An 18,619-nucleotide genomic window follows, 5' to 3' on the forward strand; every position below is an offset into this window, starting at 1 on the left:
AGGTCAGGCTCGCCTAACCACCGGTTCCCGGTGGTCTCGAACCTGGAGGAACCGCTGTGAAGCTTTCCCGCCGTGCACTCGTCCTAGCGGCGCTCGCCGTCCCCGCGCTCGCCGCCTGCTCCGGGGAGGCAGGGACCAGCACGGCTCCCACCGCGGGCGGCGGCGCGGCCGACGGGTCCTTCCCCGTCACCCTCACCCACCTCTACGGCGAGACCGTGATCGAGGCGGAGCCCGCCACCATCGCGACCGTCTCCTGGGTCAACGCCGACACCCTGCTCGCGCTCGATGTGGTGCCGGCCGGGATTCCGACCGTCACCTGGGGCGGCAACGACAACGGCTCCACCGACTGGATCGATGCGAAGCTCACCGAGCTCGGCGCCGACTGGGGCACCGAGAACGCCCCCACCCAGTACGACGAGTCCGACGGCATCAACTACGACGAGATCGCGGCGCTGCTCCCGGACCTCATCATCGCCGCCTATTCCGGCCTCACCGAGGAGGAGTACACGCAGCTGAGCAAGATCGCGCCGACCATCGGCCCGCTGGCGGCGAACTACACCGCCGGCTGGGAGGACGTCCTGACCGCCGTCGGCACCGCCACCGGTCGCTCCGAGCAGGCCACGAGCCTCGTCGAGCAGATCACCGCGGATCTCGCCGCCGTCGGCGAGGAGAACCCGGCCGTCGCCGGCGCCACCTTCATCGCCGGCACCCTGGGCCTCGCGGACAACTCGATCAACCTCTACGTCGGCGAGGACACCCGCCCGCGCTTCTTCACCGCGCTGGGGATGACCCAGGCGGAGGTCATCGACGAGAACACCCCCGGGGCGGACAGCTTCTACCTCGAATGGTCCGCCGAGCGCGCCGACGAGCTGGTCTCGGACCTCTTCTACACCTGGGCCGCGCCCGGCACCACGGTCGAGGACTTCCAGGCGAATCCGCTGTTCGCGCAGATCCCCGCGGTGGCCTCCGGCGGGGTGGTGCTCACCGACGACGACCACCTCACGCTGTCGATCTCCGCAGCCAATGCGCTGAGCCTGCCCTGGGCGCTCGAGCACCTGGTGCCGTCCATCGTCGAGACCGCTCAGCACGTCCGGGGCTGAGCAGCCACGGTGCGACGCTCCACCCCGCTGGCGATCGCCGGAGGCCTCCTGGCCCTGGCGATCGCCAGCCTGCTCTCCCTCATGATCGGCGCCCGCACCGTCGCCCCGAGCACCGTGTGGGATGCGCTGACCGCCTACGACGCAGGCTTCGCGGACCACGCCGTGATCCATGCCCGGCTGCTGCGCACCGCCGCCGGGGTCGCCGTCGGTGCGGCGCTCGCCGTGGCCGGCGCCGCGATGCAGGGAGTGACCCGCAACCCGCTCGCGGACCCCGGCATCCTGGGGATCAACGCAGGCGCCACCACCAGCGTGGTGATCGGGGTGTTCCTCCTGGATGCATCCGCCGTCGCCGAGTTCATGGTGCTCGCCCTGATCGGCGCCGCCGTCGGCACCGTCGTCGTCTACGCCGTCGCCTCGCTCGGACGCGACGGCGCCACCCCGGTGAAGCTCGCGCTCGCCGGGGCGGCGGTCACCGCCGGTCTCGGCTCGGTGATCAACGCACTGGTGCTTCTCGACGACGCGTCCCTGGACCGGCTGCGGTTCTGGCAGGTGGGCACCCTCGGCGCCCGCAGCCTCTCCGATATCGCGGTCGTCGCGGCGCTGATGGCGATCGGGGCGGTGCTGATCACGGGGACCACCGGTGTGCTCAACGCCCTCGCCCTCGGCGACGACGCCGCGGTGGGCCTCGGCGTGAGGGTGGCACGGGCACGGATCGTGCTGGGGATCGCGATCATCCTGCTGTGCGGGGCGGCGGTCGCGCTCGCCGGGCCCGTCGGCTTCCTCGGCCTGGTGGTCCCGCATGCCGCACGGCTGCTGGTAGGCGGCGACTACCGGCGCATCGTCCCGCTGTGCCTGCTGGGCGGCCCGGTGCTGATCCTGCTGGCCGACACCGTGGGCAGGGTGGTCGCCCCGCCCGCCGAGGTGCAGGTCGGCGTGATGACCGCCCTGATCGGAGTGCCCGTCTTCGTGGTGCTGCTGCGCACCCGGCGGCAGGTGGGGCTGTGAACGCCGCTCCCGCTCCCGCTCCCGAGCCCGCGCCGCGCGCCTCCCGCCCGGGCCCCGGCTCCCGCCCGCGCTCTCCCGGCCGTTCCCGCCGCACTGCGCTGACCGCCCTGGTCGCCGGGGTGATCGTGCTGGCCCTGGTCGCGGCCCGCGTGCTGCTGGGCACCCCGATGGTGCCGCTGGACCAGGCGCTGCGGGTGATCGGCGGCGAGGCGATCCCCGGCATCTCCTTCATCGTGATGGAGAACCGCCTGCCCACCGCGGTGGTCGCGCTGCTGGCCGGCATCGCCTTCGGGCTCTCCGGCACCATCTTCCAGACCCTGCTGCGGAACCCGCTGGCCAGCCCTGACGTGATCGGGGTGACCCTCGGCGCCTCGGCCGGGGCGGTGATCGCGATGAGCTTCTTCGAGACCGACGGCCGCGCGCTGTTCTGGTTCACGCTGCTGGGCGGCGTGCTGACGGCGCTGCTGATCCTCGCGGTGGCCGGAGCGGGCCGCCCGGGCGCGACCGGCGCGGTGGACAACCGCTTCGTGCTGGTGGGCATCGGGGTCGCCGCGGCGCTCAGCGCCCTGGTCTCCTACCTGCTCACCCGGCTCACCCTGCAATCCGCCGGGGACGCGATGCACTGGCTGGTCGGCTCGCTGTCCACCTCCACCTGGGACCGAGTGGTGGTGCTCGCGATCGCTCTGGCGGTGCTGCTTCCGGTCCTCGCACTGCTGGTGCCCCGGCTGCGGATCCTGCAGCTGGGCGATGAGACCGCCACCGGGCTCGGCCTCGCGGTGCCCCGCACCCGGATCTGGCTGATCATGGTCGCGGTGATCCTCTGCGCGTTGACGGTCGCGGTCACCGGCCCGCTCTCCTTCGTGGCCTTCCTCGCCGGGCCGATCGCCCGGATGCTCGCCGGCCGGCCCAGCTTCGTGCTGTCCGCCGCCGTCGGCGCCGTGATCGTGCTGCTCGCCGACATCGCCGGCCAGAACCTCTTCGGCTCCACCGAGCTGCCCGCCGGAGTCATCACCGGCGCGCTCGGTGCCCCGTTCCTGCTGTGGATGCTCACCCGCACCACGTTCTCCGGACCCGGAAGGTGACCTCGCCACGATGGCACTGATCGAGACCCGCAACCTGCACCTGGCCTATGACCGTCGGGACATCGTCCGCGACCTCAGCCTGAGCCTGCCCGAAGGGCAGATCACGATCATCGTGGGCGCCAACGGCAGCGGGAAGTCGACCCTGCTGCGCGGGATGTCACGCCTGCTCACTCCGCGCAGCGGCACCGTGCTGCTGGACGGCCGTGATCTCCATTCCCTGCGCGGCAAGGAGCTCGCCCGCCGCCTCGGCCTGCTCCCGCAGACTCCGATCGCCCCCGACGGCGTCACCGTGAGGGAGCTGGTCACCCGCGGCCGCTTCCCCCACCAGGGCCTGTTCCCGCAATGGTCCGACCAGGACGAGCTGGCGGTGGCCGAGGCGCTCGCCGCCACTCGCACCGACGCGCTGCAGGACCGGCTGCTCGAGGAGCTCTCCGGCGGGCAGCGCCAGCGGGTCTGGATCGCGATGGCGCTCGCCCAGCAGACGGAGGTGCTGCTGCTGGACGAACCCACCACCTACCTCGATGTCACCCACCAGCTCGAGGTGCTCGACGTGGTCAGGGACCTGCAGCGGGAGCGCGGCACCACCGTGGGGATCGTGCTGCATGACCTGAACCTCGCCGCGCGCTACGCCGATCACCTGGTCGCCATGCGCTCCGGCGAGATCCATTCCCAGGGCACGCCGGCCGAGGTCATCACCCGCCAGATGGCGCATGAGGTCTTCGCCCTGGATGCCCACATCGCCCCCGATCCGGTCACCGGCACCCCGATGGTGCTGCCGCTGGGCCGTGACCGCACCGCCCCCGGTGCACACCACCACCACGAGGAGGACCCCATCTCGACCACCGCCGAGACCGCCCCGACCGAGACCGCCTTGAGCGCGACTGCCCCTACCGCGACTGCCCCGACCGAGGCTGCCCCGACCGAGACTCCCGCTGCGACCGACACGCGCGTCTCCGCCCTGGACCACAGCTCGATGCTCGCCTTCGAGCTGGAGGTCGCCGCACGCCGCAGCCTCGGCCCCTCGCTGGTGCGCTTCACCCTGACCGGCCCTGAGCTCGAGCACTTCGGCACCAACTCCCATGTGCTGGACCTGCGGATCAAGCTGATCATCCCCGGGCCTGCCGCGAGCGCAGACCACTTCGCCCCGGTGCGTCCCGGTGCGCTGCTCGACCCCGTCATCCACTCCGACTGGTACCGCAGCTGGCTGCAGATCGATCCCACCGACCGCGGCTGGATGCGCACCTACACGGTGCGTGAGCATCGCGCCGCCGGCCATCCCGGGAACCACACCGCGAACCCCGAGATCGACATCGACGTGGTCCTGCACCTCGACCCCGTCGAGGTCCCCGGCCAGGGCGTCGCCGCCCGCTGGGCCCGGGATGCGAGGGTCGGTGACACGCTCACGATGCTCGGTCCCAACCGGCATCTGGTGGGCCCCGAGTACGGCGGCATCGAGTTCCGGCCCGGCACCGCCCGCACCGTGCTGCTGGTGGGCGACGAGACCGCGCTGCCGGCCGTCGGCTCGATCCTCGAGGCGCTGCCCGCCTCGATCAGCGGTCACGCTCTGCTCGAGGTGCCCGAGGCCGGTGACCAGCAGCAGCTGCTGACCCGCTCCGGGGTGCAGGTGACCTGGCTGCCCCGCGAGGGCCGCCCGCACGGCGAGCTGCTCGACGCCGCGGTGCGGGAGCTGATGAGCGCGAACGCCCAGGCATTCCGGGGCACGGCGGGGGATGATCCCGCAGCGCCTGAGGGCTCCGCGGGGGCCGATGGCTTCGCAGGGGCCGACGGGTCCGCTGCAGCCGCGTCACCGGAGCTCGAGGACGTCGACGTCGACGAGACCATGCTGTGGGAGACGACCACCGGGCACGGCGCCTTCTACGCCTGGCTGGCGGGGGAGGCCGGGGTGATCAAGACCCTGCGCCGACACCTGGTCAGCGAGCTGGGGCTGGACCGGAAGCAGGTCTCCTTCATGGGGTACTGGCGCCTGGGCCGGCCCGAGCACTGAGCGGAGCGGACGCGAAGAAGACGCAAGAAGACCCGGCGAAGAGGCGGCGAAGACGCGGAGGGGACGCAGAGCGGAGACGGAGCGGACGCGGGCTGCCCTGGCCGCACCGGCCGCACCAGCACCCGCCTCACTGCCGCACGATGATGTTCTCCGAATCGATGTAGGCGCCCACCGGGGAGGTCAGCGCGCCGATCACCTCGGCGACATGCTCGGGCTGCATGATCGTGCGCGGATCCTCGTCCGGGGCGAGCACGCGCCGCAGCTCGGTCGCGGTGCGCCCGGGGGAGATGCACGCGACCCGGGTGCCGTAGATCGAGAGCTCCTCCCGCATCACCTCGCTCATGGTGATCAGCGCGGACTTCGACGCCGAATAGGTCAGCCAGCCCGAACGCCCGGTGACCCCGGCGGTGGAGGCCACGTTCACGATCAGGTCGAAGACGTTGCCGCGATTGAGGAGAGTCTTCACCAGCAGGAACGGTGCATAGAGGTTCACCTCCATGGTGCGCTCGAAGTCCGGCATCCTGACCTGCTGCAGCGGCACCGGGTTCGTGTAACCGGCGTTGTTCACCAGCAGATGGATGTGGCCCACCTCGTCGTAGAGCCGCTTCGCGGCGCGCTTGAGGGCGGAGCGGTCGCCGACGTCGAGCACGCAGGACAGGAAGCGGGTGCTGCCGTCATCCTCCTCGCGCAGCAGCCCGGCGGCCTGGTCGAGGTCCTCGGCGCTGCGGGAGACGAGGATGATCGTGGAGATGTCCGGCTCCTGCGCGAGCCGGCGGGCGGTCGCCAGTCCGATCCCGCGGGAGGCGCCGGTGATCAGGGCGGTGCGGCCGGGAAGCTCTGGCTGAGCACTGCGCGCGGTGGTCTGCTCAGACATCTCGATCCCTCTCTCCCTGCAGCAGCACGGTGGCCATGCGGACGTCGGTCGGGGAGGTCACCTTGAGGTTGGTGTCGCTGCCATCGAGGAAGTGCACCGGGAAGCCGGCGTCGGCGACCAGGGTCGCGTCCTCCGTGTACTCGATGCCCTCGGACAGGGCCTTCTCGTGGGCGGCGACCAGATCGGTGCGCCGGAACTTCTGGGGCAGCTGCACATTGCGCAGCCGGTCCCGGTCCAGCGAGCCGGTGACCTGGTGGGTCTCGGGATCCACGGGCGCGACGGTGAAGGGGATCGGTGACATCAGCGCGACGTTCTGCCAGGGCGAGTCGATCAGGCGCGTGAAGTCCGCGGCGGTCGCCAGCGGGCGGGCGGACTCGTGCAGGAGGATCTGGTCGTACTCGCAGTGCGGGAGCATCTCGCGCACCGAGGAATGACGCGTCGGCGCTCCCGGCACCAGCGTGATCGGGGTGGAGATCGCGTAGGCCTCGAGCACCTCCTCGATCTCCTTCCGCCAGCCCTCGGGGAAGTTCACCACGATCTGCCCTACCTGCGGCAGGCGATCCGCGGTGACCAGGGTGTACACGAGGATCGGGATGCCGCGCAGCTTGAGCAGCTGCTTGGGCTGTCCCGCTCCGACCCGGGCCCCCACCCCGCCGTTGAGCAGGACCAGCGAGAACGTCGCAGCGGCCGTCGTCATGGGTGTCTCCTCTCTGCTGGTGTCATCTCTTCTGGTCTCATCGCCGACTCAGGATTCCTTCTCGTAGGCGGTGAGCACCTCGCGGATCGGTCCGTCCTGGACCAGCTGTCCCTGGCGCAGGTAGAGCCCTCGGGTGCAGAAGCGGCGCAGGTCGTTGTCCTTGTGGGAGACCAGGAAGAGGGTGCGGTTCGCGGCCAGCAGCTCCTCGATCCGCATGTAGCACTTGGTGCGGAAGGCCTTGTCGCCGACCGCGAGCACCTCGTCGACCAGGATGATCGGCTCATCGAGCTGCGAGATCACGGAGAACGCGAGCCGGACCTTCATCCCGGAGGAGAAGTGCCGGAACGGCGTGTCCAGGAACTTCTCCATCTCCGCGAAGTCGACGATCTCGTCGAACTTCGCCGCGATGGTCTCCTTCCGCATCCCGTGCAGGCCGGCGGCGAGATGGATGTTCTCCCGCCCGGTGAGGTCCGGGGCGAAACCGCCGGTGATCTCGATCAGCGGTGCCACGCCGCCGGTCACCGAGACCCGGCCCGCATCGGGCAGCAGCACCCCCGCCACCACCTTCAGCAGCGTGGACTTGCCCTGCCCGTTGCGGCCCACGACGCCGACCGCCTCGCCCTGACCCACCTCGAAGGAGATGTCCTTGAGGCCCCAGAAGGCGTCGCCGTCGGGGCCCTTGTCGCGGCGGAAGAGCATCGAGCGCAGGCTCAGGTCGCGACGCTTGCGGGAGAACTCGACTCCCACCCCGTCCAGCGAGATCACGGGGGCGGCAGGGCTCCCGGCGGGCCCCCCGGTGGGGGAGTCGGCAGCGGGGAGAATGTTCGTGTCGTTCATCAGACCTCCTTCAGCACCTGACGCTCCATGCGACCGAACACCGTCCAGCCGATCACCAGAATGGCGGCAGAGATGGTGGCGGCCACGAGGATCGCGTCCCAGTGCACCGGACCGGGGAAGAGCCCGGCGCGATAGCACTCCAGGATCCCGGTGAGCGGATTGAACTTGTAGAGCCCGACGACCACCGGCGGCAGTGACGTGACCACCACGTCGTTCAGGCTGTAGATGATCGGGGAGGCGTAGAACAGCGCACGCGTGGCCACCCGGATCAGCGGCTCCACGTCCCGCACCAGCATGGTGATCGGGGAGAACAGGAGGGCGAGTCCCAGCAGCAGCATCAGCTGGATCAGGATGCCGACGGGGAAGAGCACCAGCTGCAGATCGAACTGCGGCCGGTAGAACACCGCGAAGACGGCGAGCACCGGGATCGACAGCAGGAACTCCACGCCCTTCGCGCCGGTGCTGCGCAGCACCCAGATCTGGCGCGGCAGGGAGGTCGAGGCGATCAGCCGCCGCTGGGAGGCCAGCGACTGGATGCCCTCGTTGATCCCGTTGGTGAACCACATGAACGGCAGCAGCCCGGAGAGCAGGAAGATGATGTACGGCTCCGCGCCCACCGTGCGATGGAAGATCACCGTGAACACGAACCAGTAGATCGAGCCCATCATCAGCGGCTCGAGCACGGTCCAGACATAGCCGAGCATCGAATCGGCGTAGCGCAGCTTGAGGTCGCGCCGGATCAGCACCGCGAGGATCTTCCGGGTGCGCACCAGCTCCCGGAGGGTCTGCGCGGTCGAGGTGCGGGTCCCGGCGGTGTAGGGGACGGGCCGGCTCACGGGGTCGTGACCCGGCTGCTCGGAGCGGACGGCGCCTCGTCCGTCGGCGGAGCGGGAGCGGGCGGGTCGGGCGGGCTCGGATCGGGCCCGCCGATCCGCGCCCACTGCTCGTCCCGCTGCGCTGCGAGGTCGCGGCAGGTGGTGAGGAAGCGGTCGAGGGACGCCCCCGGGGTGGTGTCCCCGAGGTAGTACTCGCTCAGGCGCAGTCGCTCCTCACGGCCCGGATCGCGGGAGATCGCCTCCATGGCGAGCCGCCCGGCGGCCGACGCCTCCTGAACGGTGAGACGGGGGAGCACATCGAGCATCCGGGTACCGGCCTCCTGAGCAGTTCCTTCGGCGGGGGTGGTGATGATCAGCGGCTTGCCGGTGGCGAGCCAGTCGTTCGCGACGGCGGAGACGTCGCAGATCAGCAGATCCGCCTCCGCGACGTCGAGCGACAGCGGGCGGTCGTCGGAGATGGTGTGCCCGCCCTCGGCGAGCAGCTCCCGCACCGTCCGGTCCGCTTCGCCGAACTCCGGCACCCGCACCCCGGTCAGCGGATGGGGGCGATAGATGATCCGGGCCCCCTCCTCCTGCACGGCGCGCAGCAGCGTCTCGGCGTGGGTGCGCAGCGAGCTGTAGGCGACAGAGGCCTGGCCGCCCTCCCAGGTGGGCGCGTAGAGCACGACCGGTCGTTCATCCCGGCGCTCCGGGACGGCGACCGCCTCCCGGTCGGTGTCCAGGGCGGGGCGGCCGACGGGGAGGCAGCGGGCGGCGGCGTCGAACAGGGAGGTGTACCGCGCATAGCGGTCGATCGCCGCCTGCCCCGCCACGAAGGAGTAGTCGTAGGCCTTCACCTGGTTGGAGACCGAGACGCCCTTGTCCGAGTCCCCGTGCAGCAGGGACACGTGGATGACCGATCGGGAGCGCAGCGGCGCCGTGTTCATCGGGTTGTAGTTCACGTACAGGATCAGCTTGGTGTCGCTGCGGGCGATCAGCCCGTCGAGGGTGGCGTCCAGGGCGACCGTCACCACCGGCATGTCCATCTCGTCCCGCAGCACCTCCGCGACCCGGGAGTCCATGCACACCACGGTCACGCCCAGCTCCGCATGGAGTGCTCGGAGCGGGCCGTACCAGCCGCGCAGCTGGTAGATGCTCTCTATGGTGTCGGCGAAGTAGACGATGACGTCGCCGTGCAGGGACTGGTCCTGGAGGTCCTCGTCGTCGCCGAGGCCGTCGGGCATTCCGCCGGGCAGCAGGTGGTAGCGGCGCAGGAGCCGCCCGCCCATGCTGCGCAGTCGGCGGTTCAGGGTGTTCTCTCGAGGCTGCAAGGCCTGCTCCCTTCGCGGGGCGAGGTGGTCGGGTCGGTGCAGTCGAACAGCTGCGACCAGGCCTGGGTGGTGGTGGTCAGGGGCAGGGCACGGCGATAGCTGCGGCGCAGGGGCCCCCAGCGCAAGGCCATCCGCAGGTGGCGCCGCGCCGTGCCGAGCAGGAGGCGGCGTCCTGTCGAGCCGCGCACCGGGTGGGCCATCAGGGCCCGGCCGGTCGCGTCGGTGATCACGATCGCGTCCGCCCCGAGGGCGGTGCGCCAGGTCAGGCGGTCCTCCCGCACACCCATCACCAGGCGCGGCGGCCGGTCCGGGCGCAGCAGGCGCAGCGTCGCGCGGGTGAGGGCGCGCAGCAGCGGCAGCGGGCGGTGGCGGGTGATCGCGAGGGGCTCGGCTGCGCGATCGGCATCCGTCCGGGCCGTCCAGTCGGCGCCCGCCTGCGTCGTCCAGTCGGCACCCGCCTGCATCGTCCACTCGGCGATCACTTTCCCGCCGTCGGCCCGGGCCCGTGCGAGGTCCCGTCCGAGCCAGGAGTCGGGGCCGGCGAGGAAGGACCCGATGCCGTCGTCCCACAGCGCGGTGGTCAGGTGCAGCCCGGAGAGGATGTGCTTGCCCTGGTGCAGCAGGGAGGAGGCGATCACGCCGCGGCCGGAGCCGTGCGCGGCGGCGGTCGCCAGCCGGTTGCGGTGCAGCACCCGTGCGGTCCAGGTCATCTGGGTGCGGTACATGGTCCAGGGCGGGTGATGGACGCTGGTCCCGGGCAGCACCACGTGGTGGTACCCGTGCTCGGTGGCCCGCAGCCCGTACTCGGCGTCGTCCCATTTCAGGAAGTAGGGGGCCGGCAGTCCCAGCTCCGCTGCCGTGCCGGGCGGGAACAGGGTCGCCCACCAGCCGGTGTAGTTGGCCTCGCCATGGGCGCGCAGGAAGCTCCACTGCTCGGGGGTGGTGCCCGACAGCTCGACGGGCCGCCGGATGCCGTCCGTGGCATGCCACTGGAAGTCCCCGCCCCGCACCGCCTCCGACACGGCGATCAGGCGGTCCGGCTGCTCGGAGGAGAACAGCGGGGTGCCCAGGATGGTGGGGACCGCGCACAGCGCCTGGAAGGTGACCATGCGGCGCAGGGACTCCTCGGACAGCACCGCATCATCGTCGGAGAACAGCACCGCGTGGCCGGGGGAGGCGGCGGTCTCGAGCATCCCGCGGGCATAGCCGCCGGAACCACCGAGGTTCGGCTGGGTGATCAGCCGGATCTCCGGCCGCTCGGCGAGCAGCCGGGTGACGGCGGGCAGCTGGGCGAGGGTGTGGCCCTGATCGACGACGATCACCTCATCGACGCAGTGCATCCGGGCGAAGCGCTCGGCCTGGGTGATCGCATCCTGCTCGCGGCCCCGGGTGGGCATCACCACCGTGACGGGCGGCAGCTCGACCGCACGCTCGACGCTCCAGGTGACGGTGCCGACCGGCCCCTCGATCCAGAGCCACTGCGGCCCTCGGGCGGAGAGCCGCACCTGGTGGCCGCCGACGATATCGACGGCGAGCGGCCAGCGCTGCCCGGAACGGGCCGCCCACAGGGTGGCGGGCCCGCCCTCGAACTCGAGGGTCACCGCCGCATCGCCCAGCACGGTCCGCCAGACCGAGGCCGGCAATGCCTGCCCCCAGAGGGGAGCGCCGGCGGCGGCGGAATCGGGAGCCCGCCAGGTGCCCAGGATCAGGGAAGCGCGGTGGGCCGTGCTCATGCCCGCCCCGGGATCTCGAAGGAGCTGGCATCGGGGAAGCGGCGCCGCAGGAAGGCGCGCACCTGGGCGTCGATCACCGCAGCATCGAGCTCCTGGGTGGACTCGTTGAGGCAGAAGGTCTCCAGCACGTCCCGGTCCTGCTCGAGGCCGGCCAGCCGCTCGGCCGCGTCGGGAGCGCCGACGTTCACGTAGCGGTAGCGGATGCCGCGGGTGACCGCACGCCCGGTGGCGTGGGCGTAGTTCATGTGCAGGGCGCCGGAGAGCGTCACGTCGTCGATGCGGCGGAACTGGGCGTCGCGGGTCGCGGCGACGACCTCCGGCCAGCGCTCCTCGATCTCCTGCGAGATCGTGCGGCGCAGGGCGAACGGGGTGTGGAAGAGCTTGCGGGAGACCCGCTTCCCGGTCGCCTCGTGCACGAGCGCCCGGGCGTTCTTCCCGGCGGAGTCGGAGGCGGGCTCTCCCTGGGCCGGCGCGCCGGGGGCGACATGCGCGCGGGACATGTACATCGACGCGATCCCGTTGGGGTTGAAGAAGAGCTCGGGGGCGACGGGGGAGGAGAGGAAGACGTCGTCGTTGAAGTACAGGAAGTGCTCGCTGAGCCCTTCGATCCGGTGCAGGTTCGCCTCGATCGCCTGCGAGTTGAAGGTCGGCAGCCTGGTCCCAGCCGGAGCGATGTCCGCGTGGTCGACGACCGTGAGCCGCGGATGGTCCGTTCGCAGCCAGGTGGGGCGCTGGCGGTCCGTGACCAGGTAGACGTGGCGCACCCACGGTGCGTACTGCTCGAGGGAGCGCAGGGAATGGCGCAGCTCATCGTGCGCCACGAAGCGTAGATCGGCGGCGGCATGCTCGGTCATCCCGTGCCCCGTATCGGCCTCGAGGGCCGTGCGCTTGCGGGCCAGCCAGTCCGGGTCGGTGCCGTCGACCCAGGTGTAGACCACGTCGATCGGGAAGCCGACCTCGAGCAGCGCGGTCTGCTGCAGCGGGGCGAGCGCGTCCTGCGCGGTGGTCCCGAGTGCGGGCGAGGGGGTCGCCGAGGGGACGCCGGGCGGGGCGGGGAGGTCTGCTGCCGCCGTCGCCGGCTGGAAGGCCTCCTCCTCGAGGAGCTCCGTGAACTTGTTCCAGACGGCGGCGGTGAAGCGGCCGCCGTCGGCCCGGTCCCAGCGCTCGAGGCGCACGGCCGTCTCGAAGCCGTAGCGGGCGATGACGCGGCCCTCGTGGAGCGTGACGGCGGGGGCCAGGAGATGGAGGGTGGAGGCGCCCTCGACATCTTCGGTGGGGGGTGCGGCGCTGTAGACGGCGCAGCCCGCGGCAGCATCACCGCTGCCCAGCAGCACGTGGTCGAGATCGCGGGTGAGGACCGCGGCCGCGCGCCCCCAGTCCTCCCGGCGCACGCCCAGCACAGCGGAGGCGGCAGTGGGCGACCGGACGGCGACCGCGGTGATCCCTTCCGCGCCGAGGGCCTCTCGCACGTGCCCCAGCAGCTCGTGCGCGTGCTCCTGTGAGGAGCGCAGGGGGACTGCCCGCACCGGAAGGTCTCGCGCACGGAAGGGAAGAGGGGCGTCCAGCACGGCTCGTGCGGCGCTCCCTGAGGCGGAGCTCTCTGACAAGGTGAGCGCGCTGTCGAGGGTGCGCATCCGCCGCTTCGTCCGATCGCGACGGGCTGTCTCCGCCACCAGGCTCTCCAGGTGGCGAATACGGCGCCAGACGGTGCGCAGCGGCATGGCCTGGTGGGCTCCCTCCGGGACGGGGACAGGGACGATGGCGTCATCAGCGCATAGGGACGAGCTGCCGGACGACGACGCCGTCCAAGGGTCAGAACCCGAGAACGGCGAGTTTCCGGACTATAGCAATGTGAACCGCCGATGAACGCGAGGTGTACTGCGATGGGCGCGTCTGACCGTACACTCGGCGACTGTGGGAGAGACCCGGCGCATCGCAGCGAAACTGCATCGAGGGGATGTGGTCCGTCAGCTGAGGCTGTCGGGCCGTGGCCTCCTGCCCGCGGCAGCGCCGGGGAACGTCTGGACAGGCCTGCGCGCGCGGCCGCGCCAGGCCCGCCTGGTCGCCGCCCCGGACCTGCACCGACTTCGCGGCGAGCTGCTGGAGGGCGTGCTCGCGACGATCTCCCCGATCGTGCCTCTCCTCGCCCCTCCCGTCCCGCGCCATCCGTGGCGACTCGCCATCCGCGCGCAGGACGCAGCCGCCCTGCTCGACGCGCTGCAGGATCTGCCGCCGCACTGGGAGGTCACGCCCGCCCGCAACGGCAGGTCAGTGGCCCTGCGAGAACGGTTCGCCGTCGCCGGCCGCGAGCTGGAGCGCACGGCCGACCTCGAGCTGAGGGTGGATGTGCTGCGGCGGGAGGGGGAGACGCACCGCGGCGCCGCCCCCGGCACCCCGGGAAGGATCCCCGCCGCGACCTGGGAGGAGATGGCTCTCGAGAGCCTCTCGGCCTCACATCGCGAGCCGGGTCCTCCCGCGATCAGGGGACCGATCGACGTGGTCTACACCTGGGTCGACGGCGGCGATGCGGGATGGCGGGCGCGTCGCGACGCCGCGCTGGCGGCGACAGCGGGCGTGGACGGCACGACCGCCCGGCACCCCTCGGCGAGCGACGAGGGCCGGTTCGAGAACTCCGATGAGCTGCGCTACTCCCTGCGCTCTCTGCACCGCTGCGCGAACTGGGTGCGCCGCATCCACCTGGTCACCGACGGCCAGGTCCCGGACTGGCTGCGTCCGGACGACCCGCGGATCCAGGTCGTGGATCACCGTGAGCTGCTCGGCGGCAGCCGGTTCAACTCCCATGCGATCGAATCAGCGCTGCACCGCATCCCCGACCTCACCGAGCACTACCTCTACCTCAACGATGACGTGCTCTTCGGCCGGATCGCGCACCCGGGTGACTTCTTCGCGGCGGAGGGGGTCGCCCGTTTCTTCCCCTCGGACCTGCCGATCGACCCCGGGCCCCCGACGCCCGCCGATCCACCGCTCATGGCGTCTGCCAAGAACGGTCGGGAGCTGCTGGCAGACCGCTTCGGGATCGAGGTGCGCACGAAGATCCGTCACACCGTCCATCCGCAGCTGCGCAGCATGGCCGCCCAGATCGAGGCGGAGAACCCCGAGGCGATCGCCCGGACCCGTGCGGCGCTGTTCCGTTCCCCGCAGGACCTCTCGGTGGCGTCCTCCCTCCATCACTGGTACGCGCATGCGCAGGGACGGTCCGTGCCGTCGACCCCGAACTACCTGTATCTCGACCTGTCGGCCCCGCATGCGCCACAGGCGCTCGACGCCCTGGGGTCGCTGCGCCGCTACGACACCTTCTGCCTGAACACCGAGGAGAGAGCACTGACCCCGACCATGCGCACCGAGCTGAGCAGCTTCCTGGAGAGGTACTACCCCGATCCCGCGCCATGGGAGCTGGTCGCCGGTGACGATCCTGTGGCCGAGGAAGGAGCTCGATGATCCGGCCGATGACCGCTGCGGGTCGCTTCCTCGGACGAGGCCGCCGTCCCGCTCGCGCCCTTTTACATCGAGCTCGGTCTGCAGTCCGTACGCTCTCGCAGGCGAAGACGGTCCCTCTTCAGATCACGCTCGATGGGCACGGTGTGCTCAATTGGCGCTCCACCGAAGCGGGCGTGCACGCGTTGCTGCTCGGAACTCGACGCGGAGGGCGACGGCTGGAGGTCACCGCTCTCGACACCAGCGGTCCACCGCACGGCCTGTTGCGGCTCGACCGACTCGCGCCGGGATCTCACCTCATCCGGGCGAGGACCGCTCGGGGCGTGCAACCGGTCGAGCTGCTCCCGGCAGGGGACGGCACTCGGAACGAGGCACGATCCTCGGACCTCGGCACCTGGTATTTGGAGCATGGACCGGCTCCACGACTCGTTCACCGAGCAGCCTCGGACGAGGAGCCGGGGATTCTCGCGCTCGATGCTGCGCACGGGATCGTGACACTCGAGGTAGGGCCGGCCCACACTTCCTGGGCCTTGACGCTGGAGCGGCGTGGGGGAGGGCGTGCGCTGCCGGTCGCGCCGCGGTCCGGATCGACGAGTGGGGCGCGTGTCTATCGACTGGGCGCTGCTCAATGGTGCGAGGCTGAACTTCCGACAACGGGCGAGACGACGGTCTGGGACGTCGTGCTTCGCGGTGACGGCGCACCTGAGGAGCGACTGCGCGCGGCGTGGCGCGGAAGCGGTCTCGAGAGCCCCCGTGTAGCGCTGCGCCTGCGAGCGGTCTTCTCGTACGCCGTGCCCGGGCGCCGCATCAAGATTCGACCCTATTGGACGAAGGATGATCATCTCGCGCTGGAGCTGACGTCCGCGCCGAGCATAGGAGGAGAGTCTGCATGAAGCTCACGTATGTGCTGACCACAGCGGACGCGCGAGCCGGGACGGAGAAGACGTTCGCGGACCAGACGCGGGCGATGGCCGCGCTCGGCCACGACATCGAGGTGCTGAGCCTCTACCGGCTGGCGGAGACCGGCTTCGACTTCGGGGACGGGACTCGTCTGACCTACCTGACGGATCTTGAGTCCCCGAAGGGGCCCCCCAGCCTGATCATCCCCGTCGAATGGGACAACCAATTCTGCGAAGCGACCGACCGCGCCTTGATGCAGCGGCTCGCGGCAGGCGATGCCGACGTCGTCATCACGTCGACGCCAGCACTCACCGTGCTCGCGCTGCTCGCCTGCCCCGGCTCCGTGCGTATCGTCCAGGAGGAACATCGCCCCTCGATGGGACGGGGCATCACCGCGGCTCCGCTCCTGCGCCACGGACCCAGGGTCGATGCCCTCGTCGTGCTCACGGAACGCAACGGCGAGTGGTTGCGGGAGCAGTGGGGGGATCGGGCGCCTCGGATCGAGGTGATCCCCAACGCGCTTCCTGCGACGGGCCGGCCGCTCAGCGGCGGACGGCAGAAGGTCGTGATGGGCGCCGGACGGCTCGTTCGGTCCAAAGGCTTCATCGATCTCATCCGTGCCTTCGGAGAGGTCGCCGATGAGCACCCCGACTGGCGGCTGCGGATCTTCGGCGACGGTCCTCAGCGCGGGGACCTCCTGCGCATGGCGAGGAACCTCGGCATCGCCGGTCAGGTCGAGTTGATGCCGCCGACGACGGACATCGAGGCGGAGTGGGCGCGTGCCTCCATCGGGGCTCTCGCCTCAAGCTACGAAGGCCTTCCCTTGGTGCTGCTCGAGGCGCGCGGGGCAGGCCTTCCGGTGGTCGCCTATGACTGCGAGACGGGTCCTCGGGAGATCATCGAGAACGGAGAGGACGGGTATCTCGTCCCGGTCGGCGACGTGGGCGGTTTCGCCTCGTCGCTGCGCCTGCTCATGACGGACGAAGCGCGTCGCGATGCCATGTCGCGCAATGCCGCTGAATCGATGCAACGCTTTGCGCCGGAGGTCGTCGCCGAGCAGTGGTCATCACTGTTCGAGGATCTCACGCGGGGTGGTATCGCGGTGCGTCGACGCGGTTCCGAGGCCGGCGCCTTGACGACAGGCGCAGGGGAGCGCGAGGGCACCGAAGAGCACATCTCGTCGGGGGGCTCGGAGTCGGAGCGTGACGGGGTGGCGCCCGAGGACGGCAGGGAGACGACGGGCAGCGAGACGACGGACGATGTCATCAGCGTCGCCGCTGAAGAGGTGCTTCCGCACCGAGCCCGCGAGAACAACCGTTCCGCCCTCGCTTCGCTTTTCTCCACCTGTGACGCGCGGAGCCGACCGCTTCGCTCTTCCCGTGGCCAGTCGTGGGCAGTTCCTGCGGCTGACCGCAGCCGGGTGCTCCAGCACCTGCTCGCGCATACCTCTGACAATGCAGCGCTCGAGGTCCGGTTGTATGCCGGAGCCATTCGCCTGGACGAGGACGGACGGACGTGGCGCCGGGACCCGGGAGCCCTCGACCTCTCGGGCGTCAGCCACGCCTATCTCTTCCATCATTACGAAGTGGGACGCTCCGGAGTGCACATCGGCTATGCCGCGGGGCTGACCATCGAATTCTGGGAGGAGGACGAACGACGCCCGGGCCTGCTGCGTGCCCGACAGGCGAATGACGAGATCGACGTCCTCGCTCACGAACAGTTCGACCTGCCGCTCTTCGAGCCATGGGAGCCCATGCGGCAGCGCCCGCTGTGGACATCGACAGAGTTCCCCATCGATGTGGTCTACACGTGGGTGGACGGCTCCGATCCGGCCTGGTGTCGGAAGCGTGCGGCCGTCGAGGCGGACGGCGCGCATCCGGTGGGATCCGGACCGATTCCGGAGGCAGACCTCGCTGCGGGCGAGATCCGGTTCCTGAACCGCGATGAGCTGCGGTTCTCGCTGAGGTCGCTCGCCGCTCACCTCCCGTGGGTCCGACGGGTCCATCTGGTGACGGATGCGCAGCGACCCGAGTGGCTCGTCGAGGATGATCGGCTCACGGTGGTGGACCACCGAGATCTGTTTCCGGACAGCTCCGTGCTCCCGGTGTTCAACTCCCATGCGATCGAGACCGTGCTGCACCGGATCCCCGGGCTCGCCGAACACTTCCTGTACCTGAACGACGACGGATTCTTCCTCCGCGAGCAGAAACCGCAGCAGTACTTCACGGCGGACGGGGCGGCGCGGTTCTTCCCGTCCCCGACCAAGATCAACGATCTCGGGGACCTTGCCGAGCCTCATGAGGCGGCCGCGATGAACAACCGGGCTCTGCTCGAGGAGCGCTTCGGCGTCACGATCACCCAGGGGATGCTGCATTCACCGCATCCCCATCGGCGCGGCTATCTGGAGGAGCTCACCCGGAGACATGCTCCAGAGATCGACCGCACCCGGTCGGCGCGATTTCGCAGCGGCACCGATGTCTCGCTGGTCTCCTCTCTCGCTCAGCACTCGGGCCACCTCGACGGCGTGTACGTTCACTCCGGGCTCCGGGTCTCCTTCGTCCCGCTGGGGGCCGAGGACTCCGCCACCCGGCTCACACGAGTGAACCCTGGCGGAACGGACTATCTGACGCTCGGTGAGGCAGGGGGCGATCCGGACCCCGAATTCACTGTGGAGATGATGACCAACTATCTGTCGAATCGCTTCCCCGTCCCGTCCCCATGGGAGCGCCACTGAGAGGGACCGGGCGCTCTTGACGGCAACCGGCATGGGAAGGCGCCCGGACT

13 protein-coding genes are annotated in these 18,619 nt (G+C 70.7%); 6 read left to right on the forward strand and 7 right to left on the reverse strand.

Going from position 1 to position 18,619, the window contains the following annotated elements; all coding sequences use genetic code 11:
* Positions 1-56: 56 nt before the first annotated feature.
* The 4 genes from ACTH43_RS04240 to ACTH43_RS04255 are packed head-to-tail and all read left to right on the forward strand — an operon-like array spanning position 57 to position 5,192.
* Positions 57-1,100, forward strand: a complete 1,044-nt coding sequence (locus ACTH43_RS04240; protein ID WP_441443677.1) for an ABC transporter substrate-binding protein — start codon at positions 57-59, stop codon at positions 1,098-1,100.
* Positions 1,101-1,109: 9 nt separating this feature from the next.
* Positions 1,110-2,105 (forward strand): FecCD family ABC transporter permease, encoded by a 996-nt coding sequence (locus ACTH43_RS04245; protein WP_441443678.1) that lies wholly within the window; start codon positions 1,110-1,112, stop codon positions 2,103-2,105.
* Positions 2,102-3,187 carry a FecCD family ABC transporter permease gene (locus ACTH43_RS04250; RefSeq protein ID WP_441443679.1) on the forward strand — a complete coding sequence of 362 codons (1,086 nt, stop codon included), beginning with the start codon at positions 2,102-2,104 and terminating at the stop codon, positions 3,185-3,187. Before ACTH43_RS04245 ends, ACTH43_RS04250 begins: the two co-directional genes overlap by 4 nt.
* A gap of 10 nt (positions 3,188-3,197) precedes the next feature.
* A complete protein-coding gene (locus ACTH43_RS04255; RefSeq protein WP_441443680.1) occupies positions 3,198-5,192 on the forward strand; it encodes an SIP domain-containing protein in 1,995 nt (664 codons plus the stop codon).
* A gap of 127 nt (positions 5,193-5,319) precedes the next feature.
* Here the strand turns inward: ACTH43_RS04255 and ACTH43_RS04260 are convergent, their stop codons facing one another.
* Genes ACTH43_RS04260 through ACTH43_RS04290 form a run of 7 tightly spaced genes read right to left on the reverse strand, consistent with a single transcriptional unit; the run spans position 5,320 to position 13,200 of the window.
* Positions 5,320-6,066 carry an SDR family NAD(P)-dependent oxidoreductase gene (locus ACTH43_RS04260; protein ID WP_441443681.1) on the reverse strand — a complete coding sequence of 249 codons (747 nt, stop codon included), beginning with the start codon at positions 6,064-6,066 and terminating at the stop codon, positions 5,320-5,322.
* A complete protein-coding gene (locus ACTH43_RS04265) occupies positions 6,059-6,763 on the reverse strand; it encodes an IspD/TarI family cytidylyltransferase (protein WP_441443682.1) in 705 nt (234 codons plus the stop codon). Before ACTH43_RS04265 ends, ACTH43_RS04260 begins: the two co-directional genes overlap by 8 nt.
* 48 nt (positions 6,764-6,811) lie before the next feature.
* The gene (locus ACTH43_RS04270) at positions 6,812-7,600 is read right to left on the reverse strand and encodes an ABC transporter ATP-binding protein (protein WP_441443683.1); all 789 of its coding nucleotides are present in this window, start codon (positions 7,598-7,600) and stop codon (positions 6,812-6,814) included.
* The gene (locus ACTH43_RS04275; protein ID WP_441443684.1) at positions 7,600-8,436 is read right to left on the reverse strand and encodes an ABC transporter permease; all 837 of its coding nucleotides are present in this window, start codon (positions 8,434-8,436) and stop codon (positions 7,600-7,602) included. Before ACTH43_RS04275 ends, ACTH43_RS04270 begins: the two co-directional genes overlap by 1 nt.
* Positions 8,433-9,746, reverse strand: a complete 1,314-nt coding sequence (locus tag ACTH43_RS04280; RefSeq protein ID WP_441443685.1) for a CDP-glycerol glycerophosphotransferase family protein — start codon at positions 9,744-9,746, stop codon at positions 8,433-8,435. The genes ACTH43_RS04275 and ACTH43_RS04280 overlap by 4 nt, the downstream gene beginning before the upstream one ends.
* Positions 9,722-11,479 (reverse strand): glycosyltransferase, encoded by a 1,758-nt coding sequence (locus ACTH43_RS04285; RefSeq protein ID WP_441443686.1) that lies wholly within the window; start codon positions 11,477-11,479, stop codon positions 9,722-9,724. The genes ACTH43_RS04280 and ACTH43_RS04285 overlap by 25 nt, the downstream gene beginning before the upstream one ends.
* Positions 11,476-13,200, reverse strand: coding sequence for a Stealth CR1 domain-containing protein (locus ACTH43_RS04290; RefSeq protein WP_441443687.1), 1,725 nt, complete (start codon positions 13,198-13,200; stop codon positions 11,476-11,478). The genes ACTH43_RS04285 and ACTH43_RS04290 overlap by 4 nt, the downstream gene beginning before the upstream one ends.
* 238 nt (positions 13,201-13,438) lie before the next feature.
* On the opposite strand from ACTH43_RS04290, the gene ACTH43_RS04295 reads away from it, so the two are divergent.
* Entirely contained in the window at positions 13,439-14,938 is a 1,500-nt protein-coding gene (locus tag ACTH43_RS04295) for a stealth conserved region 3 domain-containing protein (protein ID WP_441443688.1), read from the forward strand.
* Between the two features lie 886 nt (positions 14,939-15,824).
* A complete protein-coding gene (locus ACTH43_RS04300; RefSeq protein ID WP_441443689.1) occupies positions 15,825-18,569 on the forward strand; it encodes a Stealth CR1 domain-containing protein in 2,745 nt (914 codons plus the stop codon).
* Positions 18,570-18,619: the final 50 nt, after the last annotated feature.

It is taken from the genome of Brachybacterium sp., from assembly GCF_052095815.1.
In the GTDB taxonomy this organism is placed as follows: Bacteria; Actinomycetota; Actinomycetes; order Actinomycetales; family Dermabacteraceae; genus Brachybacterium.